Raw genomic sequence first — 25,089 nt, 5'->3', positions numbered from 1 at the left:
TTAATCATTGTTGGGCAATGGGGTGTTTTGCTCCTCCCGGATTTTGCCAAAACAGCCAGCCAGCGCGCTGGCTGCCCCTGTCAGCAGGCTGGTATCAACCCCCACGGCCACAAACAGGGCACCCAGATTGAGGTAATGTTTGGCCGCATCAACATCGGTCATCAAAATGCCGGCCGCTTTGCCAGAGTCTTTGATTTGACCCATCGCCTGTTCAATTGCGGCCTTGACTTCAGGGTGTTGCGGATTGCCAATATGCCCCATATCCGCACTGAGATCCGCCGGGCCAATGAATACCCCATCGACCCCTTCGACAGCCGCTATTTCCGGCAAATTTTGCAAGGCTTCCCGGGTTTCTACCTGTACAATGACACACATTTCGTCATTGGCGCGGGATAGATAGTCAGGAATGCGGTTCCAGCGGGAGGCGCGTGCCAGCGCACTGCCCACACCACGAATGCCAGCGGGGGGATAGCGGGTTGAACGAACCGCCAGACGCGCCTGTTCTGCGTTCTGAATCATGGGGATCAACAAGGTTTGGGCACCAATATCCAACAACTGTTTGATGATCACCGGATCATTCCAGGCTGGGCGGACGACAGGCTGGCTTGGATAAGGAGCCATGCCCTGTAATTGAGCCAGGGTGGTGGAAATATCGTTGGGGGCATGTTCGCCGTCAATCAATAGCCAATCAAATCCTGTTCCTGCCAGAATTTCCGCGCTGTAGCCACTGCATAGCCCAAGCCATAATCCGATTTGCGGCTGGCCTGATTTTAGGGCCTGTTTAAATCTATTCGTTAATGGGTCCATGACGGTTCCTCAGGCGATCTCAAACAAAGTAGCAACTAATGGTGCCTAAAACACCATAATCCACATGAAAGGTATCCCCCTTGCGGGCAGGGATCGGCCGGGTAAAAGAGCCAGATAAAATGATTTGCCCTGCTTCAAGTTGCACACCGTGTGTTGCCAGTTTATTGGCAAGCCACGCCACACCATTGGCCGGATGATTGAGGACGGCCGCTGCCACGCCGGACTCTTCAATCACGCCATTGCGATAGAGCAGGGCACTGACCCAACGCAGATCCAATTCCCCCGGCTTGATCGGGCGCCCCCCCATAATGACCCCCCCATTGGCGGCATTGTCAGAAATCGTATCGAACACCTTACGGGGGCGCTGGGTGGCAGGATCGATCTGATGGCAGCGGGCATCAATCAACTCCAGCGCGGGAATGACGTAATCTGTCGCGTTATAAACATCAAACAGCGTACAGTTTGGGCCACGCAGCGGTTTTGCCAGCACGAAAGCCAGTTCTACCTCAATGCGCGGCACAATAAAACGCTCGCAAGGGATATCACCGCCGTCCTGAAAAAACATATCATCCAGCAGGGCACCATAATCGGGTTCATCAATTTGTGAACTGGCCTGCATGGCTTTGGACGTCAGGCCAATCTTATGACCCTTGAGAATTCGACCCTCCGTGATTTTCAAACCGACCCATTCACGTTGAATGGCGTAAGCGTCCTCAATCGTGATGTCTGGATAATCCAGTGAGATTTGGCGGATCTGCTCACGGTTTTTTTCTGCCTGATGTAAACGGCGTGCAACCTGTGATATGACATTTTGCGGTAGCATAGGGTATGACTCCTTTAGCTTACAAACCTCCAAAACAGAGGTATTTCACTTCCAGATAATCTTCGATCCCGTAACGTGAACCCTCACGTCCCAGTCCCGATTGTTTGATCCCGCCAAAGGGGGCGGTTTCGTTGGAAATCAGTCCTTCATTGATACCGACCATGCCACTTTCCAGCGCTTCTGCCACGCGATAAATCCGGCCGATATCGCGGGAATAGAAATAAGCCGCCAAGCCAAATTCTGTATTGTTGGCAATGCGGATGGCTTCATCTTCATCATGGAATTTGAACAGGGGGGCCAATGGGCCGAATGTTTCTTCTTGGGCGACGTGCATGGATTCCGTGACATTTGTCAGCACGGTTGGCTCAAAGAACAGACCTCCCAATGTGTGGGGTTGGCCTCCCGCCAGAATACATGCCCCTTTGGAAACGGCATCGCTGATATGCGCCTGGACTTTTTCCACGGCAGCTTGATTAATCAGAGGCCCTTGTTGTGACGTATAGTCTACAGCCGGTCCGACTTGAAGCTGTTTCACGGCATGTGCCAAACGTTCTGCAAAAGCGTCGTAAATCCCGGCCTGTACCAGAATGCGGTTGGCACAAACACACGTTTGCCCACTGTTACGGAATTTCGCGGCCATTGCACCTGCGACAGCGGCATCAAGATCGGCATCATCGAACACAATAAAAGGGGCATTGCCGCCTAATTCGAGGGAGAGTTTTTTCACCGTATCGGCACTTTGTGCCATCAATAACTTACCAACACGTGTCGAGCCGGTGAACGAAAGTTTGCGCACGATAGGGCTGGATGTCAGTACTTCACCGATCGCTTTGGCATCCATCCCTGTGACGATATTCAGGACGCCGGCCGGAATACCCGCCGATTCCGCCAATACGGCCAATGCCAGCGCAGAGAGTGGTGTTTCAGCCGCAGGTTTCAGCACCACGGTACATCCTACCGCCAGCGCAGGCGCAACTTTACGGGTGATCATGGCATTGGGGAAATTCCACGGGGTAATGGCAGCAACAACGCCAATGGGTTGTTTAATCGTGGCAAGACGGCGACCGGGCATCGGGGAAGGGATGGTTTCACCATAAATGCGTTTGCCTTCTTCTGCAAACCATTCAATAAAACTGGCGCCGTAAGCAATTTCACCCATTGCCTCTGCGTAGGGTTTGCCCTGTTCCATGCTCAATATTTCAGCCAGCGCCTTTTGATTATGCATAATCAGATCAAACCATTGCCTGAGCTTTTGGCTGCGCTGTTTGGCCGTCAGTGCCCGCCATGCAGGCAGCGCCCGATTAGCGGCGTCAATGGCGCATTGTGTCTCTGTGGCGCCCATATCACTGACATTGGCAATGACTTCACCCGTGGCAGGATTCGTCACTGCAAAGGTCGCTTTATTTTCCGCATCACTCCATTGACCGTTGATATAAGCCTGTTGGCGCAGTAATGATGTATCCAGATGATTTGTCATGGTTTCCTCATGATTGAACAAAATAGACGACTGAACAAAATAGACGTGAGTGAACGTCATTCTGTCACTTATTGTCACGGCTCTTTGGCTTTAAACAGGTTATGAACATTATTGGATTTATAATTCAGCACAGGATCGAGTTCTTCCATGGTGAAAGAGAGACCAAGATAACGCTGTGCCATCAGGTCGGCAAAATGTATTTTGATTAAAGCAAACAACATCTCGCCGACTTTCTGTCGATCTTCAAGGCTGCGTCCGGCACCGATTTTCAGTGTCATGTGCACAAATGCGTAATCTTGTTGACCATCCGCCATTTGCCATGTATCCAACCAAATGGCCCGGCTGCGGATACCGCCCAGAGGGAAAATACCGGTCTCTGCCAGTGCGTGATTCACTTTGGCAAACAATTCCGGCAAATGGGCTTCTTTGCGGATATTTTCAGTACATTCAGCATAAAAATGTGGCACGGTTTGCTCCTGTCAGGCATCAGTTTTATCGCAGGGTTTTTCATTACCCTGTTTTTTAAGCGTTATTGATTGGCGATAGAATCCGGTAATGGGAAAACGGCATTCACTTGCCCGGTTCCTGAACTTGGGAACAATTCGGTCAGAAACTCCACTTTACCCTCATAATCCTCCCAACCCAGCAGCCCAAGCAGCATCACGGTATCGTGCATATTGCCTTCACCCCGGCAATAGTGCGCATATTCCGGCAGCATCTTGCAGAACTCCTTGAATTTGCCCTTTTTCCAAAGCTGCACGACGCGGTGATCCATTTGCTCATCAAATTCGCGGGTATAGCTGTTCATACCTTCTTCGGCGCGTTGATCTTCAATAAAACTGTGTGACAGTGAACCGCTTGCCAGCACGGCAACCGTGCCGTCGTATTTCTCAATTGCCCGCAAAATGGCGGCCCCCAGTTTGCGGCTATCTTCAAAAGCGTGGACAGTACAAAAGGCAGAAATGGAAATCACCTTGAAATGGCGGTCACTATTCATATAGCGCATCGGCACCAGCGTGCCATATTCCAGTTTCAGGCTTGGGATCTCGTGTGACTGGGCACGAACACCCATCTGACGTGCTTCCTCTGCAATCATCCGCCCCAGTTCGGGATTGCCGTCGTACTCGTAGGCCATGTCACGGATAAAATGCGGTAATTCATTGCTGGTATAAATGCCCGAAAAATGGTCAGAACAGTTAATGTGATAGGCACTGTTCACCAGCCAGTGGGTATCGAACACGATAATGGTATCTACGCCCATCTCGCGGCAACGGCGGCTGATCTCTTTATGTCCGTCAATCGCACCTTGCCGGCAGCCATAGTGTTTACCCGGCAATTCAGACAGGTACATAGACGGTACGTGTGTAATTTTTGCGGCTAACGCTAACTTTCCCATAGATCCTCACTTGATATTAGGATGGCGAACCGTGGTTAACGCTGAAAAAAAGTCATTACATTTCTGATGAATCAAACGCCCCAGCGGGGAATAGGATGATCCCCCATAGAGATACAGACGTTCTTCACTTCGGCAAACACGTCAAAACTGTATTTTCCACCTTCACGCCCCACACCGGAGGCTTTTATCCCACCAAATGGCTGGCGCAGGTCACGAATATTCTGCGAATTGACGAACACCATACCGGCCTCAATGCCGCGTGCCAGACGTAAAACTTTACTCACATCCTGCGTCCAGATATAGGAGGCCAGACCATACTCCACCTCATTGGCCATGCGCAGCCCGTCCTCTTCGCTCTTGAACGGCAGCAGGCAGGCCACCGGTCCGAAAATCTCTTCCTGCGCCACGCGCATCCGGTTATCGACATCCGCCAATACGGTGGGACGCAGGAAATGACCATTTTGCAGATGGGCCGGTAAATCTGCGGGTTTATCGGGGCCGCCCGCTAACAATGTCGCGCCTTCTTCGACGCCCAACCGGATATAGCCGGACACTTTTTCCCAGTGCTGCCGGCTGATCAAACTGCCAATCTGAGTATGGGGATCCTGGGGATCTCCGACACGAAGCCGATTGGCTCGTTCGGCAAAGCGCTTGACGAATTCAGGGTAGATGCTTTCTTGGATGAAAATACGGGAACCTGCCGTGCAGCGTTCACCATTGATGGAGAAAATGGTGAATAAGGCGGCGTCCAGCGCGCGTTCAATATCGGCATCTTCAAAGATCAGAACCGGAGATTTTCCACCCAGTTCCATCGAATACTTTTTCAGCCCGGCATTTTGCATGATTAAGCGACCGGTTGCTGTTCCACCGGTGAAAGAAATGGCGCGCACATCGTGATGTTTCACCAGCGCATCGCCCGCCGTGTTGCCGTAGCCCTGTACCACATTGAGCACACCCGCCGGAATACCGGCTTCCAATGCCAGTTCCCCCAAGCGATTGGCGGTCAGTGGGGAAAGTTCGGACATCTTCAAAACCGCTGTATTTCCCAGAGCCAGACAAGGGGCAACTTTCCATGTTGCCGTCATGAACGGTACATTCCACGGGGAGATCAACGCACAAACCCCGACGGGTTGAATTAAGGTATAATTGAGCAGCTTGTCATCAACGGGATAGGTATTTCCGTTCATCTGCTGGCAGATTTCCGCGAAGAAATTGAAATTCTGGGAAGCCCGTGGGATCAACACATTTTGCGTCTGGTGGATCGGCAGACCGGTATCCTGAGTTTCGATAGCAGAAATGCCGGCAACATGCTGGTCAATAAGCTCACCCAAACGGCGCATCAGCCTGGCCCGTTCTTTCATTGGGGTTTCTGCCCATTTCGGGAAAGCGTCTTTGGCGGCCGCCACCGCCTGATCTATCTCCGCTTGTCCGCCTGATGCCACTTCAGCCAGAACTTCACCGGTCGCGGGATTGGTGGTTTCGAAATAGGTTTTGCTGCCGACGTTCTTGCCGTTGATCCAGTGATTAACCGTGGTCATAACAAACTCTCCTCATATTCTTGCTGGCTGATAATGTGATTCACTAAACGCCCCACGCTTTCCACTTCCACGATGACTTCATCTCCGGGAACAACATTGGACAACCCTTTTGGCGTTCCTGTGGCAATCATGTCGCCCGGTTGCAATGTCATAAAATCACTGAGATAGGCGATCAGGAAAGGAATATCGAAGATCAAATCGGCGGTTGTGCCCTGTTGACGCAACTCACCATTTACCCATGTTCTCAACGTGAGATGGTGGGGGTCGGCGACCGCACTTTTATCCACGATCCACGGGCCAATCGGCGTCAGTGTATCGCGGCTTTTTACCCGCAGATTGGGGCGATAGTAATTTTCCAGATAGTCCCGGATGGCGTAATCATTACAAACGGTATAACCCGCAACGTAGTCCAGCGCATTTTCTCTGGAAACCTGATGCGCGGGTTTGCCAATCACCACAACGAGTTCTGCTTCATAATGCATGTAGTCCACATTATCGGGGCGGACAGAAACCTGACGGTGCCCCGTTAAGCTATTGGCTGCCTTGATAAATATCAGGGGTTCTTCCGGCGGCTTAAACGCCAGCTCTGTGGCGTGATCGGCATAATTCAGCCCCAACGCGAACAGGGTTCCGTTGGCGGGAGGAAGCCACAAAACCTGTTCACCGCTGACGGTACTGCCATCAGGCAGCAAAATATTCTCCTGTTCATCAACGGTGACATTCTGCACCTGACCCTGATAATGAATTTTGGCGTGTCTCATACCTGACCTCCTGCGAGTACAACCGTATTTTCCAGGTTAGGGAAGCCGTCAGCCTTGATCGTGACCTGATCGTCAGGATGGAGAGTAACACGTTGGCGGGGAGTTCCCAGCAGGATGATATCGCCTTCTTTCAAGGTCGCGAATTCACTTAAGGCCACCAGCAATTCCGGGGCTGAACGGACAAGATCTTGGGTTGACCAACGATCCGCTTCGAGCCCATTGATCTCAGTGACGATATCAAGCGATCCCACCGATCTTACCTTGGTCATTTGACCCAGCGGACAAAAACCATCCCGACATTTTGCTTTAATGGCAGGACGATAAAATGAGGTTTCCGGCAGACTGACTTCATTTGCCAGTGCGTATCCGGCAATGTATTGCTCTGCATCCTGAACAGACACTTTACGGGCGGTTTTGCCAATCAGCAGTGCCAGAGTTGCGCCGCTTTGTACCGTTTCTCCGATCGGATGAGGAATGATATCCCCTGAGCCAATCACGGTGTTGCGGGGTTTGATAAACCAAATTGGCGTTTTTGGTGGTGTTTTATAAGGTATTTCGTGAAACGCCCCATCCCAGAAATCGATCTGGCTACGGTGGTTTAGGGCGACGGCAAAGACTGTGCCTTTCATTGACAACTCCTTGAAGCCTAAGCGATGTATAGAGAGGGTGTTGTTAATATATTAATAAACTATGTAGCGGCAATCTTCAATATGTTAATCCAATTGTTAATTTTAATTGTGATCTATGTAACAGGCTATTGTCTTCGACAATTCTTACCACATAAGATCAACCTGTTATATTTTTCGTCGAGGTCATTTGGGATTAGATTTAACTTTATGTTAACTTTTCTTGGCGAGATAATTTTATTTATTTGTTAATATTGAAGTCTTTTCCCTTTGTAGATAATTATGAGCGTGTTAGTCTTTTTGATGTTTATGTTGTCTATAATAAGTAGCGTGCGCGTTAAATTTATAGAAAATGGCTAGCGATTAACTAAAGAGTCACCTTTACTTATGCATGAATCCCTGACAATTGCATTACTTCAAGCGAGAGAAACCTCCATGGGTTTTTTTCGGCCTATTTTGAAGAGTTATAATTTAACAGAACAACAATGGCGTATTATTCGCGTACTTGCGAGTAGCCGTTCTATTGATTTTCATGACCTGGCTTGCTTCACTTGCATCCTACGTCCGAGTCTTACCGGTATTTTGACGCGCATGGAACGTGATGGGCTGATCTTCCGCCTGAAGCCCATGAATGATCAGCGTAAGCTGTATGTTTCCCTGACCCCGGCGGGCCAGGAGCTTTATGAGCAGGCAAAAGGGCAGGTTGAAGAGGGCTATAAAGCGATTGAGGATGCCTTCTCTTCAGAAAAGCTAACACAACTTTTAGGGTTATTGGACGAATTTATTGCCATTGGAAAACACGCTCAAGAAGATTTAAGTGAAGAGCGCGAATTGTAGGTTTAAGGTTTTATTAATGTATTAATTGGTTAATTTATCAATCGAAGCATAAAGACCACCGTAATAAATTGGCTAAGGATATTGATGCAGTATATTGCGGTGGTTTTCCTATTTATTGAGGTTATTGAAGGAGAAAAAGTAAGGGAAAACCCTTAAAATGAGTGTTGGTTTTTAGTAGGGAAATTGAAGTGTTTCCCCATGATTGCCAGTGATTTGATGCTATTACGCCTGCTTATTTCCGTGTATCACTATTATTGCCGTGTATCACTATTATGAAAACTTATTTATAGCAAATATAGTTATATTTGTTATTCTGGTTTTTTTATTGATGGTTAATTTAAATATCGAAAAAATAGTTTCAGAAGAAAAGTTTCGTATTTGAAGCATCCCGCTTTATTACTGATATAAGGAAAACCGACATCATGTTCAATGAAGTTAACGGATCGAGTGTTTTGCAGGGTAAGCGCGTTGTTGTGACTGGCGGAGGGCGCGACTTTGGGCAAGCCGTTTCTGTTTGGTTGGCACGGGAAGGTGCGCATGTTGATCTCTGTGCCCGCCAATTATCCAGCGCTGAAGCGACATGCCAGATTATTCGTGGTGAAGGTGGCATAGCCAGGGGCTATCAATGTGATATGAGTGATGCTCAGTCTGTCAGCGATTTTGCCACTCAGTTGCTGCAAGACAACCAGCCTATTGATATTCTGATCTTGAGTGCTGCGCAATGGCTGGAAGGGCATTTGGGAGAGGGTGACAGCGAAGCTGATATCGTTGGCACCGTGAATTCGGGTATCACGGGTTCCATCCTGCTGACCAGAGCATTATTGCCAAGCCTGCGTCAGTCACAAGGTGCGGATATTGTTGCAATGGTATCGGTTTGTGGCATTCCTCAATTTACCGAATCTGTCGCCCATCCGGCATTCTTTGCCGCCAAACATGCCATGAGTGGTTTTAGCCAGAATTTAGCCCATCACTTAAGCAAAGAAAATATTCGCGTGACCGGGCTTTATCCCCCTGACTTTGAACTTAATGGCTTTGATGAAAAGCTGGCTAATCCCAAAACCAATTCCAAATCAATGGGAAAACAGATGCTCAATGGCCGTTCAGTATGGGAAACCTTACGGTTTGTTATCACCCAGCCCCGCAGTTGCCACATTAAAGCCATTTACTTCCAAGGCCCGACGTTTCAGGATGTTGAATAATCAGCGATCAATAAACAGGCTGAATTGTTGTTTATCTATGCTCCCAAGGATGACTGAGAGGCGCCTGCCTCTCTCCAGAGGCCAGCTTTTATCTGATATCAGTTTATTTTTTTGAATTATGCAGGTGCCGTAAATATTCATGGCATGTTGGTAAGCTATTTATCATATTTTCTGCTTTAGTATAATGTTGCAATAATATTTCATCTGCTTCATCCGGCGGAATTAATGACAATGCGGGTCTGCTCATTATAGTCTCTGAGCACAAACCCAGGATCATCGTATTCCACGAATATTCTTCAAAACCGTGGTAGAAAGGGTAGATAGTTTCTTTGTCCAGTAAATGATTTTTGGATAACATTATTTTTTTCACGAGTGCTTTGGGTAATTTAACCTTTTTCCATTCTTTCCAATATACAGTATCATTACGTTGAGCTAATGAGAAATGAAGCAAAAGGAACTCTTTGATTCCGTCAACAGCATGATTAACTCTGGTATTATATTCTTCAATAAGTCGTTCATTATTGTTACTTCCCGGAAAAAACCTAACAAGCTGTTCAATCCCATGTTGAATGAAAAAAATTCCCGTTGATTCCAACGGTTCAAAAAATGCGCTTGATAGGCCAATTGCGACACAGTTTTTCACCCAAGAGCGATGACTACGGCCAATTCTCATGGGAATGTGATTGGCAACACAATCTGAATTTTCATAGGGAATGGATTTTCTCAACTCAGCTTCAGCTTCTTCAGGGCTTTGATATTTATCACAGTATACGTACCCATAACCATTCCTCTTATATAAAGGAACGGTCCAACGCCAACCATTGGACATCGTTCGCGCGGTTGTATAGGGGTCAATATCACTAATATCCTCTCTCGGTACCCGCAAGGCCACTGCCCGGTTATTTTTTAGCACATCTGAAAAACTTATAAATGGCTCATTCAATGTTTGGTTAATTAATAATCCCTTGAATCCAGTACAATCAATATAAAGATCAGCGTTAAGTTTTCCGTGTTCCTTTATTTCCAGAAATCCTATACTTCCATCATATTTATCAATTTCGATATGAGCCACATCACCTTCTATATGGTCAACACCTCGATTTATTGCGTAGCGTTGAAGGAAACTTGCAACGTTATCCGCATCAAAATGATAAGCATAGGGAAATTGATCCCGCTGTTCTGCCAATGTTGATTGACCAAGACCCCCATCAGAAGATTGCACGAAAAGGGAGCCATCCAACCTTCTGGGAGACCGCTTTGCCTCACACAGATGAGGGGTCAAAAAAGTGGCATAGTCAAAATTTTGATCTTTAATGTCTTTTCTTAACCACCATTCAGAAATAGGAAAACCTTTAACCACTTTCCAACGTTCAAAGGGATGGTAAAAATGCTGATCTTTCCCATCCCAATTCTCGAATCTAATACCTAATTTATAACTTCCTGCGCATTCCGTTAACCATTCGGTTTCATCTAATCCAAGATAATCAAAGTAATGGCGGATGGTACTGAATGTAGCTTCGCCTACCCCTATTTTTTTTATCTTCTTTGATTCTACGACGGTGATTTTAACATTTTGAGCAAAGGCTTTTGCCAAATAAGCCGCCGTCATCCAACCTGCCATACCGCCACCGACGATTAATACTGACTTTACCATGTGACCTCTATTTATAATAGATACGCAGATAAAAGAATATTAATGAAAAACAAACCCTTTAACTTTTATTTTTCACAATTAATTTTTTGAATATAAATGAAATTCCAAAATTGTAGGACACTGACTGACTCCCCACACTGAGGAGAATAAGGGGTTTCCGGAATTTCAGTGTGTCACTATTATGAAAACTTATTTGTATTAACGCTATGTTTTATAAGATTATGATTACACTAATATATTAATGAGGTGTCCACTTGACTGTGGGAGTACGCATTGATTATGTTTAATATCAATAAAATGTATGAATTTCACTATTTAAAATATACGTAAATTTATATAGTTAGAAATCCCTTTAATAAGGTCTTTTTTACATAAATTAAAGTAAGAATGATAATATCAGCCTTGTCACAAGCTGTAAACTTCATTTGGTGGACTTTATGATTGTTGTGGCAACGTATTATAAATTATTGTAATTTTTATTTATGATTGACATTGAAACCAAAGATACCCTGCATTCACGCTCAATGAAAGTCCCGATCACTTCATCGTGTATTTTTTCCGATTGGGAATAGGAGCCTAAGGCGCAATTAATCGGTGTTATATCCCAAAAAATTGCGCCTTTTTCCTACAACAAATTCATTCAATCCAACAAACGGATCTAATCTGCCATTTCTAACACTCCCTCAATAATCTGTGGCTGCTGCTCGATAATATCGTGGTGATCACAAAGCAGGGGGATGACGGACAGATGTTGGCAGACTTGCCCTATATGGTTGTCACTGGCAGACATTGCCTCTGCCGCCGATGTCATTCCCTGCTGAGTGAACTGGGTATGGAGTTTCGGCTGCCGGGTGGCTTTGAACAGGGTGACCTGACTGTGTTGCAAATGTTGGGAAAGCTCACTTTGGCAAATGGTGTCGTCCGCCGGGCCAGCCTCCAGTGCCCGTGCTGCGGCATCGCCTTCCAGCCCCAACTCCTGCAACAACATTTGCCGCCAGCTCGGGTGCATGGAACTTAAGCTGACCCGATAGAAACTGTCGAGTAAATAGAGATGGATGTCTGTGATCCCCCTTGCTTCCAGTTGAGCGGCGATCTCCAGCGCAATCAATCCACCCATTGACCAGCCCAAAATATGGACTGGCCCTTGTGTCAACGGCTGATAGCGCTCCATCTGTTCCAGATAGAAGCGGGCAATATCATGCAATGAAGTGATTAACGGCCGATGGTACAGATTGTAATTATCAACTCCCAGACAATGCATTTGACCTTCCAGCGTGTTGGCAAGATCCAAATATACTTCGCATCCTGCCATTGCGGGATGGATCATCCACAAGGTTTCTTGGGTTGATTTTTTGTTCAGCGGCTGTACCAATCGATATTCAAGGCTGCCCAGAATGCCCCGGATGTTACGTTGTTTAAACAGTTCCATCACCGGGATTGATTGTCCCAGCAAAGCGGACATCTGTTGGCAGACCGGGATTGCCAGAATGGACGTGCCGCCACATTCAAAAAAGTCATCGTTGACGCCAACGTGCTCCAGACCCAGTTTTTGCTGCCAGAGCTGACAGAGTTGTTGCTCCTGTTCCGTTTGCGGCGCTTGATAGTGATGCTGTTTTGGCGCGAAGTGATGGAGTGCCGACAGTTGTTTGCGGTCGATTTTGCCACTGGAATTCAGCGGTAGTTCAGGCAGTTGCACTAACACAGACGGCACCATATACGGTGGTAGTGTTTGGGCGAGCTGCTGGCGTAAATCAGTTTCATCAACAGACTCATCACTGACATAATACGCGGCCAGACTATCCGATGATCCCCTGATTTTGACCAATGCACACTGGCGGATACCTGCCACGGCCATCAGCGTATTTTCAATTTCCCCCAGCTCAACCCGGTAGCCATTAATTTTAACCTGACTATCTGCCCGGCCTAAGAATTCAATATTGCCATCCGGCAGCCAGCGACCCAAGTCGCCCGTGCGATACATGCGCTCACCACTGATCGGGTGCTGGATGAAGCGTTCTTCCGTGCGGATCGGGTCTTGATAGTAACCTATCGCCAAGCCGATGCCACTGATATACATTTCCCCGATGGCTTGAGCGGGCACAGGCTCCAGATCACTATCCAAGATCAGGAAAACCTGATTGGCTAACGCTTTACCATAAGGAATGCTCTGGCTATAGCTGGCGCCGGGGGGGACTTCGAATAAAATCGACCAGACTGAGGCTTCGGTGACACCACCGCCGGTGAAGATACGGCAGCCCGGCAGCCAGTCACGGCAACGCGGTATATGGTTAACGGGAACCCAATCACCGGATAACAGTACTCTGTCCATTGCAACGATAGGCAGTTTTGGCCGGCTTTCCACTTCCTGCAAGAGTAGCTCGAACAACGCGGGGGCGGCATTCCAGAGAGTGACGTGGTGTTCATGGATCAGGCTCAACAAGACATCAGGTTGATATCGCTGTGCTTCGTCAGGAATAACCAGCTTTCCTCCCGCCCCCAAAATACCGAAGATGTCATAAACCGACAGATCAAAGCACAGGGCATTGAGTGCCAGCAAAGTATCTCCCCGCCCGATGTTCAACTTACGGTTGATGTCCATCAAGGTGTTATTCGCGGTGTCATGGCGGATAGCCACGCCTTTCGGTGTTCCGGTAGAGCCGGACGTGAAAATCACATACGCCAGACTGTCACAGCGGATAGGAACAGGGAGTGGCATCGGTTCCGGCGCCGGCAAGTGCAGGGCGCTTCCGTCAGGAGCAAGTTGGAGGGTGCCATAGGCTTTTGTTGCCCACGGTTTGGTACTGATGACCCATTGTGCCCCGGTTTGCTCCATAATTTTCAGGCAACGCGATTGAGGCCAGGAGATATCCATCGGCACATAAGCCCGCCCCGCCAGTAAAATCGCCAGAACCGCGATGATTTGCGCCCGCCCTTTGCTGATCTGAACCGCAATCAGTTCTGACTGATTGCAAGGGTGTTGATGGATTTGTGCCGCCAATCGCTGGGCAGACTGGAGCAGTTGTGCGTAGCTGCATTGGCCGATGGCATCAATTAATGCGATATCATTGGGGTACTGTTTAGCCCAATCGAGGATCCCCTGATACAGCGGATGGCGGTAGAGAGCCGGATCTTGCCTTTCCATGGGCGGTTTCAGTAATGCCATTCTCTCTTCCGGTGAATAGAGGCTGATGTTTTTCACCCCTTGCTCAGGATGCGCCACCATCTGCATCAATATATTTTGTAACTGTTTGATCATTCCATTCATCGTGTCTGGTGCAAACAGCGCAGTGGCATAGTTGAGACTACCAGACAGGGCTTCATGACCGTCTTCAAAATAGAAACCGAGATCAAATTTGGCAACATCATACTCATCCACCAGACTCTGTAGGGTGAAGGGGGCATCAATCTCATGCGCTTTTTGTTCCAGCGAGAAAGAGACCTGAAACAGCGGATGGCGTGATAGATCACGTTTCAAGTTCAGGAACTCAACCAGTTTCTCAAACGGCATATCCTGATGTTGCTGGCTGGTCATGGTATTGGCGGAGACCTGACGGATTTGTTCAGTCACACTCCAGTCGGGCGCTATCTGATTGCGCAGCACCAACATATTGACAAACATGCCAATCAGCGGTTCCAACTGTGGATGTGAACGATTGGCGATGGGGCTGCCGACGATAATGTCGTGCTGACCGCAATACCTGACCAGCAAGAAATTCACCCCGGTCAACAAGACGGCATGTAAGGTGACACCCAATTGGCGTGCCAGTTGCCGCAGGGAGTGACTCAATGCTGGCGCGAGAGAAAAGGTTATGGTGTGACCCTGGTGGTCAAAAATATCGGGGCGGGGATAGTCACAGGGAAGTGCCAATTGGGCGCTGTTCTGCAACTGTTGTAGCCAAAACTGTTTTAGGGGTTCCAGTTTATCGCCCGACAACAATTGCTGTTGCCAGACGGCATAATCTGTATATTGAATAGGCAGCGGAGGTAATGCCGGTGGACGTTGGTTCAATTCTGCGGCATAAAACTCGGCTAATTCCTTCAACAAGACATTCAGCGACCAACCATCAAAACTGATGTGATGAATGTTGATCAGGCAGAAATGGGAAACTTGCCCATCGGCTTCAATGCGTTGCAATAGTTTAGCCCTGATGGGGTATTCATGGCGCAAATCAAAGATGCGGAAAATCTCCTGATGCAAGAAATCGCACCACGCATCGGCCTGTACTTCAACGCGGGGAACCTGCAACATTTCATCATGGGCTTGCAGGAAAAACGCGCCCTTATCACTGTCCTCAAGATCCTCGTTTTGCCCAAAAGTACAGCGCAATACCTGATGGCGGCAGACGACGGCCTGCAGGCTGCGGACAAAACTGTCCATTTGGGTATCCGCCCGCAGACTGAATAATAGCGGGATATGATAGATATTATTTTCCTGCATCAGCGTTTCAATGAACCAGAGCCGCATTTGTGAAAAGGACAGCACGCTGCGTTGCAAATCGGCTTTGGGGATTGCGTCAAGTTGTTCTGTGTGGCTGGACAAGAAAGTGCACAGCGATCTGACGGTAGGATGCTGATTCAGTGCAGCCAGGGGGATCTGGCGTTGCAATGCCTGACTGAGACGGTTACTCAACTGAATCGCCATGATGGAATTGCCGCCCAGTTGGAAAAAGTTATCGTCGATACCGATACGTTCAGAGGGCAACAATTCTGCCCAGATATCGCAGCATTGCTGTTGCAGAGGGGTTTCTGCGGGGGAATATCCCTGCTGTAAATCCGTAAAGGCAGGGGCCGGAAACTTACGACGATCCAGCTTGCCATTGATGGTCATCGGGATCAGGGGCAGCGGAATCAAGGCACTGGGCTGCATATAGTTAGGCAACATTTGAGTGAGTGATTGCCGGATTTCGGCGGGTTCCACCCCACGGGTTGACGTATAGTAACAAACGATTCGGGGCGATTCCTTGCCATGAATGATGGCGACCGCCTGATCAACACCGGCTACCGTGGCGAGTACACTCTCAATTTCGCCAAGTTCGATCCGATGTCCGCGAATTTTCACCTGACTGTCATTGCGGCCAAGGTACTCCAATGAACCGTCATCCAGCCAGCGCACAATATCGCCGGTGCGATATAAGCGCGGATGATCAGGGTGCTGCTGGTATGGATTAGCAATAAATTTTTCCTGACTCAATACGGGTTGGTTCAGATAACCCCGGGACAAGCCGATGCCTGACAGGAATAACTCACCCGGCACGCCGACAGGCAGGGGTTGCAGGTGGGTATCCAGCACATAGGCGCCATTCTGGGCCAATGGCCTGCCGATATTGGTGGCACCATTATAACGATAGGGGTTAACGGTGGCACACACACTGTCTTCGGTTGGGCCGTAACAGTTGAACACGTTGCGTCCCTGTGCGGCATAGTGATCCAATACATCCTGAGATACCGCTTCACCGCCGATCGCCAGCCATTGCAGACTATCCGGCAGGGTTGGCTTAAGTTTGAGCAATGCCGGAGGCAACATGGCATAACTCATTTGCCGCTTCTGCAACAATGTTTGCAGTTCCTGCAAATCATAACGTTGTGCGTCAGAGGCTACGACTAGAGTGTGACCACCGACAAATGCCGGGAAGCTCTCCATCAAATGGGCATCAAAGACAAGGGAAGAAAATTGCAGGAAGCGAAGGCCGGGTTGCGCCGCTCCCAAACCCATTCTGGAGAGCAGGCTGCGCGCCATGCTTGCCGTGCCCCGGTGTTCTATCAGGGTTCCCTTTGGCTTGCCTGTCGTGCCGGAGGTGTAAATCACATAGGCCAGTTGATCGGGCTCCACTTGTGGCAGAAGCGACCCGATATCGTCAATAGGTGCCGCTTCCGCCAGCTCGCTCAGGTAAAGCCGTTGCAGATTGGGGCGCTCAAACAGGGATGCCAGATCCGGTTCAGTCAGTACCAGACTCATCTTGCTGTCTTGCAGGATGTAATCCAGCCTTTCTGTGGGGGATTTGGTATCCATCGGGACATAAGCCGCACCCGATTTTAGAATGGTCAGCAGTGCGACAATCATATCGATGCTGCGCTTGCAGCACAGGCCAATCAGTTCACCCGGCTCCAGTTCACGCTGGAAACGATGGCGGTACAGGACACGGAGCTGAACCGCATAACGTGATGAAATATCATCCAGCTCTTGATAGCTCAGCGTCCGGTGATCATCCATTAATGCGGGAAGTTGCGGGGTCAGCCGCGCTTGTTTTGCCAGCAAGCCGTGCAGCGTACAGGGTTCCCATGTTTCAGATCCTGACGCGGCAAAAGCCCACTCTTCTAAGAGTTGTCTGCGCCGCTCATCACTCAGCGCTGACAACCGTTGGTGTGGGTAATGGAGATGGGAAGGCAGGCGAGCCAACAATAGACTTAACATCTCCAGAATGGCATTGCCCCGCTCGGCATCAAGGCAACTGGGTTTGTAAGCCAGAGAAAGCCTCAGACCTTGTTCTACATCACCTTCGGCAATCAGGTTCAGCGGATAGTCGGTATCCCCCTTAGCGGCTCTTAAGCTGGCCTGCATGGTGCCCAGTTCGGTTGTCGGGTAGTTTTCATAGACAAACAGGGTTTGGAACAGTTTTTCCCCCCTGAATGGCAATTCCGCCAGAGGTTGATAGCTGTAAGTCTCCAAATCAATCATGCGTTGATGAAGAGTGCGAAGCTGTTGCAGGCAGGTCAGTTGCGGCTCCCAATCCATGGAAAGGGGTAAAGTATTGATAAACAGACCGACACTGTTTTCTATCCCTGAAACCGGATGATTGCGGCCAGACAAGGTGATACCGACAATCGTTTGAGTTTGTTGGCTAAACAGGTGCAGTAACTTGTGCCAGGCGAATTGCAACATGATATTGAGTGTCAGTCCGTGATTGCGGGCGGTTTCCTGCAATGACAAAGCAACCGCATCAGGTAATGTGTGATGCACGGCTGCCTGAACTTCTGATGCTCCCTTGTCCGGGGCATTCAATAACAGAGAAATATCGGTGCTCTCCCAATGCTCGATACCGAGTTGCTGCCAGTGGTTGCGGCACTCTTCTGCATGGCTGGCGTAATAACGCTGAGTCGCCAGATAAGCGGTATCGTTGTCGATATCCGGCGATTGGCCTGCCTGTCGTTGTTGATCATGCAATTGTTGATCATGTAATTGTTGATAAACGCGGTGAACGTACTCCAGCAAGATCTGATTACTCCAACCATCGATAATAATATGGTGACTGGTACAAATCAGGCTGTATCGATCCGCTGCCAGCCTGACCAGACAAACCCGCATCAATTCAGGTTGACGCAGGTCGAAAGGCTGATTGTTTTGCTGGTGGCTGAGTTCAGCCAGTGCTTGTTCCTGATCGGAATGGGTACTGAGGTCATGGTATTGCCATGACAGTTCAGCATGTTGGAACACAATTTGCTGAGGCGTTCCCTGCCAGTCAAAGCCCGTGCGCAATATAGGATATTTTTGTTGTGCGCAGAGCCAAGCCTTGCGGTAATGACGCGGTTCGATGGGCTGTGCGTAATCCAAGATAAATTGAAAATGGTAGATTGAATTATGCGGATGGCTTAGGTGATGGTGAATAAACCCTTGTTGCAGGCTATTGGCCGGATAGACCCAAATCGGTTCTAATCCTGCTGGCAGTCTTGCCAGTAAAGCCGCATCAACCCCGCAATCCCTGTCTGGCAGGACGGTATCGGTAAGAATTGTCCCGGTAAGAATTGTTCCGGTAAGAGTGGTATCGCTAGACGAGGCAATATGATCGATGACTGATACCAAGGCATTCTGGAAATGTTGGTTTAACTGAGCCATCTGTGTTTGGCTCAACAAACCGTCCCAGCGATAGTGCAGATTTTGGCCGATAAACCAGATGTTAAGGGTCAGTAAACCGCGATCCAGATTACCGGGGTGGACTGTCTGACCCGCTTGTTCGGCCGTGATTTGCCAGTCACTCCCCTGTTCCGGTGACTCATGCGCCTGCAACTGCCCCAGATAATTGAACACAACCGCCGGATAAGGCAAGGAAAGCGTGCTGCGTAGGGCGCCGTATGCCATCCCTGCATCCGGTACATTGGCCAGCGTTGCGTGGACTTGCTGCAAAGAAATGGTTTTTTCACCATGGGCAGAAAAATGCAGGGGATACAGGGCAGTAAACCAGCCCAAAGTCCGGCCAACATCTAACTGAATGGCTGGAAGTTGGCGGCCATGTCCTTCCAATAGCAACGTGTGATTTGAGCGTCCGCTGAAATGCTCCAGTGTATGCAACAGGGCAGTCAACAAGACTTCATTGGGCTTGAAGGTCGCCGCCCCACGGGTCACATTCAGCAGGTGGATACTGGCCGGTGACGCCAGCGTTTGCCACAGGAATTGGCGGGTGTGGTGGGTCTCCAGCAACGGACGGTAGTCATATTGTGCAACACACTGTTGTTGCCAGAATTCACGTTGAGACTCAAAGTGAGGCATGTGTTCTGCCAGGGCAGCCTGCCATTGCCGATAGCTGGCAGTTTTCGGACCGAGCACGTCTCCATGATAAGCATCTCTATGATAAAGCTGTTTTAAATCATCCAGCAAAATGCGCCATGATACGGCATCAACAATCAGGTGATGCAGGGCACAATAAATACGCGCTGAACCATCGGGATAGCCATCAATATAGGCAAAACGCCACAGCGGGCCATTGACGATATCGAAATCACTTTGCCAGGCATCCAGACAATGATTGAACTCGCTTTCGCTCAATTGATCATAATGACAAATTTCCAGCGCAGTGGCTGCCCGCTGCGTGAGATCCCAATAGTGTTGGTGTCTGGCAGCAGAAAAACCGGCTCGCAGCATATCGTGCCGTTCTGTTAATGCCTGAATCGCAGTCTCTAATTTTTGCGGCATCAAAGGCGGAACCCGGATCAGGAAAGCCTGATTCCAGTGGCTGGCGTGAGAAAATGCCTGTTCGAAAAACCAATGCTGAATAGGATGCAGGGGAAAATCACCCTGCAATATGCCCTGTTCGGCAGGCAGCATTTGGGTTTCGCTTGTCCCTGACAACGGTTTTTTCTCTACTAACTGTTCTGCCAGTTTGGAGATAGAGCGATATTGATGTAATAGCTTGGTGCTGCATGGCAACTGTTGGCGACGCATTTCTGAAATCAGGCGGATAACGGAAATAGAATCGCCCCCTAAATGGAAAAAGTCATCATCAATACCAATTTCATCCCGCCCCAGAATGCGTTGCCAGATAGTTTGCAGCTTGTGTTCCAGTTCAGTGGAGGCCGCACGATAAAAGTGGTGGCTCTGCTTGTAATCGGGTTCGGGTAACGCGGTGGCATCCAGCTTGCCATTGATCGTCATGGGCAAGGTTTCCAACTGCACGAATGTTGAGGGCATCATGTAATCCGGCAGGGAAAGTGGTAATGTGCGGCGAAGATGATCTTCGTTCAGGGTGATATCCGACACATAGTAGACCACAATATGCGAGCGATCCTGACCCCGTACCTGCGCCGTACATTGACTCACCCCTGATGCCGCGATAAACGCCTGTTCGATTTCAGCCAATTCGACCCGGTGACCGCGGATTTTGACCTGAAAATCCCTGCGCCCCAGATATTCCAGTTCACCATTCGGCAGCCAGCGGGCCTGATCACCGGTGCGGTAGAGCCGCTGATCATCGGCGTGCTGCGCAAAAGGATTGGTGATGAATGCCTGTGCGGTCAATTCGGGTTGCCCCAGATATTCTCTGGCTAACACCGGCCCGGAAAGATACAGTTCGCCGCACATTCCCATCGGCACCAACTGCAATTGATCATCTAACACATAGGCATGAATACCGGGAAACGGCTGACCAATATTGCGATCGCTATCTCCATTTCCCTGATAACGGTGCATGGTGGCGCATACGCTGGCTTCAGTCGGGCCATAAGCGTTGAACAATCGCCGCCCCTGCAGGGTGTAATGATCCAAAATGGCTTGCGGGGTAGATTCGCCGCCAACCAGAATGGTTTGCAACTTTGCAGGCAATGCCGGCTTTGTTTTCAGTAGGGTCGGCGGAAGAATGGTGCCCTCAACCTGATATTGTTCGATTAATTTTATTAATAGGTCGAGATCATGGCGCTCTTCTTCCGAAGCAATCACCAACGTATGACCAAAACACAAGCTGATGAACGTTTCGAAGACATGGGCATCAAACGCCAGAGAAGCGAACTGCAACCAGCGTTGAGGGCAACGAGTATCTTGAATGAGAACAGAATGGAGGCCACCCAGCATGGTCAATACGCCGCGATGTTCTAACAACGTTCCCTTCGGACGCCCGGTTGTGCCAGAAGTATAAATAGCATAGGCCAATGAACGTGGCCCTGCGGCTGATTCGGGGGAACAGTCTGGTTGGTCACGATAATCCTCTTTGGGGTTATCTAATGCCAGCAGAGTCAGATCCTGGCCGTGTTCGCGCAATCTTGCCTGATGTGCCTGTTGCGTAATCGCCAACCGGGATTGGCTGTCGGTCAGAATATAGGCCAATCGTTGGGACGGGATTTGCGGGTCAAGAGGCAGATAAGCCGCGCCGGCTTTCATGATCGCCAGCATAGCAACCACCATGTCGACCCCACGGTTCAGGCAAATAGGCAACAAGGTATCAGGAGACAGCGATTGCCCGGTGGCCTGCTGATAGCGCTTTTGTATCAGGTGAGCCAGTTGATTGCTGCGTTGTTCCAATTCCGCATAACTCAATTGGCGCTGATTGTCGATGAGGGCAAGGCGTTGCGGATGTCGTTTGGCCTGTTGCTGGAAACGTTCATAGAGCGTGGTCGCCGGGATCTCTCCCGCTTTTCCCTGCTGCCCGAACTCCAGTAACATCCTGCTTTGGGCGGGAGACAGGAAAGGAAATTGTCGCAGCGGCTTGTCAGGCTCCGTCAAGGCATTCACCAGTAATTGCTGGAACTGTTCTCCCAATACTGCGATTTGTGTTGGGTGAAAACGGTCAAGCAAATAACGAATGCGAAAAGACCATTGGTCATCTTGTTGTTGATATTCCAGTACTAATTCTGAATTGGCTAAGTCATTATTGAACCGGTGATTGTAACTGACTTCACAACCCTCTAATTGCAGACAGATATCTTTGAGATGGGCTTGAGATAGCGCCACATTCAACTGACAAACCGGGGTAGCGCGGAGAACCTGAAAGATCGGCCAGGATGAGAAACGCAGGCCGGGCGCTGCTTTCAATGATGAAGTATAACTTAGCGTGTGCTGATAGAGCGAAGCAAAACTGGCAGAGTCATCCAACTGGAGGGGGAAAATAGCGGTATTAATTTGCGCTCCCACTGAAAGGGATTCACTGCCTGTCAAAGCCAGGGGATAACTGATATGCGCTTTCTTATCAGGAGAGTATTGCGCAATCAATGCAGCCCATAATGTTTTGAATATAAGGAAAGGGGTCGTGTGCCGCAGGGAGTGTTTGAGGCGTTGCCACTCCTTTAATGACAGGCTAAAACGGTATTCTCCGGTCAGTTCCTGTTCATCTTTTATTTGTGCAGGTGATGTTTGTGAAGGTAATGTTTGTGCAGGTAATGCCGGTGCAAACAAATAGGGCAATGAGTTGCTGGCATTCATGCCATCCAAGCAGGTTTTCCAAAATTGTTCAGGGTGATGCTCTTCCAATATGGCGACTTTTCGACGAGATTGTGCGAATTTTTCCGCAATTTGTTCCAATGTCAGCGGGGAATGACGTAGGGGCTGTTGATTATAAAGGTCGGATATGGCGTGATAGAACTCTTCAGTACTCTCGCCATCCACCGCGATATGATGCAATACAATCACTAGCTGAAATTGTTTTTCTGCCTGCGGGAACAGCCCAAACCGGATCAGCGGCCCTTGCTTTAAATCAAATGGCGACAGGGCAAATTGCCGTAGTTTTTCTTCGTTATCGAAAATGATCAGTGGATTTTCTAAATCAGGGCAGGGTTTCCAATATAATTCACCATTTTCTTCATCAAGCCGGGACTTTAGTAAAGGGTATTGATTTATTAATTCCCGTAAAGACCTGCCCAATCTATCTTTATCCAAATCGCCATGAATAGTTTGGTCAATAACCATATTGTACTTAAACGAATCAGGATCGAGAGTCCATTCATTCCAGAACAGATGAGTAAATGGAGAAGCTAAAATGTTGTCCATACGAATACTTCCTTCGGATTTAGGGTTAAATAAAAATGTGTTCATCTGAGCAAACAACAGGTGAACCTTTTTGAATCAGTCCTGGCGAATAGTGTGATTTATGGTTGTTATCGGTATTTTAATTTGGGTAAGTATTCTGCTATTTGTGGGGGCTAATCCTTGATATAGAGGTATTGTCCTGCGTTACGGAGTTAATGCTGGAAAAAATAAAAAAAGTTTCAAATAACTATATTAATTGATAGTTATTATTGTTATGTGAAACGGTTTATCCTGAAAATATACTTTCATAACAAAATTAAATAAATATTATTTTAAATAATACACCAATCATAAAATATTTAAATATATAGATAATTTTATAATATATATTTAATATAAAAGGTGTTTGAAATTATTTTATATGGGAAATATAACGCTAAGATATCGACAATGATGTCGTTAAATGGAGAGTCGCTCCCCAGATGGGGAGCTATATCAGGGATGTCTGATGTTAAAAACGATGACAGAGGATTTTGGATAACCCATAGGCCATGCTTGCCAGCAATAATGAATTAATGGCAGGCACTCCCCAATCGATTACCAGGCCAACAATACTGCCGATAACACTGGCGATAATGGCGGCCCAGCCTATAGCCGGCGTTTCATTGGGGAGAATGCCCTGCTCCCGGCTGTTATCCAATATTTTGCGGTGAGAACGCAATATATAGTAATCAACCAGCATGATCCCAAGAATAGGGGGGAAGACAACGCCCAGCACCGTCAGGAAATCCACAAATCGTTCCAAAATACCCAGAATTGAAAGGAGCGTTCCCAGCATTCCAATGAGGATAGTGGTTGGTGGATAGCGGAGTTTTTTTCCTGTGATGCCTTCTACCGCGTTAATAATGCCCAATGAGGAAGAATACAGGTTCAAGTCATTGACCCTTAATGTTGAGAAGACAACAACCAGAAGACCCGCTCCTCCAGCGGCCTGCGACATAATAGTCACGACATCTGCGGTATTCAGGGCTTTCGCGATCAGGATCGCCAGACCGTTAATGACAAATTCACCCGCGATGATCGTCAACAGGGTGATCGCAAAAACATGCTTGCCTGATTTGGTATAGCGGGTGAGATCAGGGGTCATCAAGCTGGCGACAATCGCACCGCCAACGACAATCGTGATACCTGCACTGATGGACAACGTTTCACCAGAGTGAGGTAATTTAATGATCTCATACAGATGTTGACCTGCTCCGCCGGATAGCACGGTAGTGGAGATATAAGCGATCAGCAAAATAAATAGGGGAACGGCAATTCTGGCAGTAAACCGCAGCGCCTTAAAACCAAAAGCGACCAACGTGGTTAATAATGTGCCGGATAACGCCGCCGCCCCGCTAAACCCAAGTTTGTCGCCAGAGGCAAAGTTAAGCGAATGGGCAAAAATGGCATTTTGGATACCAAACCAGCCTAATAAACTGACGGCAACAACGAAGCCAATGAATACCGATCCTAGGCGCCCAAAGCCACACCATCGAGCCAATAGGCTACCAGATAAACCTTCCTGCATCCCCGCAAGGCCAAGCCCGAACGTCACAATGCCAAAGATCAGACTGCCGATAAAAATAGCGATAAAAGCATCGACCAGCGCCATAGCGTTGCCGAGCACCGCCCCAAGCATAAATTGATCCAATGCCGTCAACATACCCATATGAACGACAGCCACGCTGAACAGTGATAAACGCTGTGTTTGTGGCACTCGATTCAATGGATAGTCTTCAATTTTAACCATGATAACTTGTTGTTCC

At 48.5% G+C, this 25,089-nt stretch carries 13 protein-coding genes; 2 read left to right on the top strand and 11 right to left on the bottom strand.

Translation table 11 applies throughout. From position 1 onward, the window contains the following. The 8 genes from hpaI to Xbed_RS07700 all read right to left on the bottom strand — a co-directional run bounded on the left by hpaI (position 1) and on the right by Xbed_RS07700 (position 7,431). Positions 1 to 807: a 4-hydroxy-2-oxoheptanedioate aldolase gene (hpaI, locus tag Xbed_RS07735; RefSeq protein WP_086112351.1), complete on the bottom strand. Its 807-nt coding sequence runs from the start codon at positions 805 to 807 to the stop codon at positions 1 to 3. Between the two features lie 19 nt (positions 808 to 826). Further along, positions 827 to 1,630 carry a 2-oxo-hept-4-ene-1,7-dioate hydratase gene (hpaH, locus tag Xbed_RS07730; RefSeq protein ID WP_086112350.1) on the bottom strand — a complete coding sequence of 268 codons (804 nt, stop codon included), beginning with the start codon at positions 1,628 to 1,630 and terminating at the stop codon, positions 827 to 829. A 19-nt stretch (positions 1,631 to 1,649) separates the two neighbouring features. Then, the gene (locus tag Xbed_RS07725) at positions 1,650 to 3,107 is read right to left on the bottom strand and encodes an NAD-dependent succinate-semialdehyde dehydrogenase (protein ID WP_086112349.1); all 1,458 of its coding nucleotides are present in this window, start codon (positions 3,105 to 3,107) and stop codon (positions 1,650 to 1,652) included. A gap of 74 nt (positions 3,108 to 3,181) precedes the next feature. Further along, positions 3,182 to 3,574, bottom strand: coding sequence for a 5-carboxymethyl-2-hydroxymuconate Delta-isomerase (locus Xbed_RS07720; protein ID WP_086112348.1), 393 nt, complete (start codon positions 3,572 to 3,574; stop codon positions 3,182 to 3,184). 62 nt (positions 3,575 to 3,636) lie between these two features. Further along, complete coding sequence (hpaD, locus tag Xbed_RS07715) at positions 3,637 to 4,503, bottom strand: 3,4-dihydroxyphenylacetate 2,3-dioxygenase (RefSeq protein WP_086112347.1); 867 nt, start codon at positions 4,501 to 4,503, stop codon at positions 3,637 to 3,639. Between the two features lie 71 nt (positions 4,504 to 4,574). Beyond that, the gene (gene hpaE, locus Xbed_RS07710; RefSeq protein ID WP_086112346.1) at positions 4,575 to 6,041 is read right to left on the bottom strand and encodes a 5-carboxymethyl-2-hydroxymuconate semialdehyde dehydrogenase; all 1,467 of its coding nucleotides are present in this window, start codon (positions 6,039 to 6,041) and stop codon (positions 4,575 to 4,577) included. Continuing rightward, on the bottom strand, positions 6,038 to 6,802 hold the full coding sequence (locus Xbed_RS07705; RefSeq protein ID WP_086112345.1) for a fumarylacetoacetate hydrolase family protein: 765 nt from the start codon (positions 6,800 to 6,802) through the stop codon (positions 6,038 to 6,040). Before Xbed_RS07705 ends, hpaE begins: the two co-directional genes overlap by 4 nt. Then, entirely contained in the window at positions 6,799 to 7,431 is a 633-nt protein-coding gene (locus Xbed_RS07700; protein WP_086112344.1) for a fumarylacetoacetate hydrolase family protein, read from the bottom strand. The genes Xbed_RS07705 and Xbed_RS07700 overlap by 4 nt, the downstream gene beginning before the upstream one ends. 384 nt (positions 7,432 to 7,815) lie before the next feature. On the opposite strand from Xbed_RS07700, the gene hpaR reads away from it, so the two are divergent. Further along, on the top strand, positions 7,816 to 8,265 hold the full coding sequence (hpaR, locus tag Xbed_RS07695; RefSeq protein ID WP_086112343.1) for a homoprotocatechuate degradation operon regulator HpaR: 450 nt from the start codon (positions 7,816 to 7,818) through the stop codon (positions 8,263 to 8,265). 422 nt (positions 8,266 to 8,687) lie between these two features. Next, positions 8,688 to 9,464, top strand: coding sequence for an SDR family oxidoreductase (locus tag Xbed_RS07690; RefSeq protein ID WP_086112342.1), 777 nt, complete (start codon positions 8,688 to 8,690; stop codon positions 9,462 to 9,464). 103 nt (positions 9,465 to 9,567) lie between these two features. Here the strand turns inward: Xbed_RS07690 and Xbed_RS07685 are convergent, their stop codons facing one another. The 3 genes from Xbed_RS07685 to Xbed_RS07675 form a co-directional block, all read right to left on the bottom strand. Next, complete coding sequence (locus Xbed_RS07685) at positions 9,568 to 11,118, bottom strand: tryptophan halogenase family protein (RefSeq protein WP_086112341.1); 1,551 nt, start codon at positions 11,116 to 11,118, stop codon at positions 9,568 to 9,570. Positions 11,119 to 11,776: 658 nt separating this feature from the next. After that, positions 11,777 to 23,302: a non-ribosomal peptide synthetase gene (locus Xbed_RS07680; RefSeq protein WP_167371882.1), complete on the bottom strand. Its 11,526-nt coding sequence runs from the start codon at positions 23,300 to 23,302 to the stop codon at positions 11,777 to 11,779. A gap of 490 nt (positions 23,303 to 23,792) precedes the next feature. Next, entirely contained in the window at positions 23,793 to 25,073 is a 1,281-nt protein-coding gene (locus Xbed_RS07675) for a cytosine permease (RefSeq protein ID WP_086112339.1), read from the bottom strand. Between the last annotated feature and the right edge of the window lie 16 nt (positions 25,074 to 25,089).

This window comes from Xenorhabdus beddingii, assembly GCF_002127545.1.
GTDB lineage: Bacteria > Pseudomonadota > Gammaproteobacteria > Enterobacterales > Enterobacteriaceae > Xenorhabdus > Xenorhabdus beddingii.
This window is presented reverse-complemented; position numbering and strand designations above follow the sequence as displayed.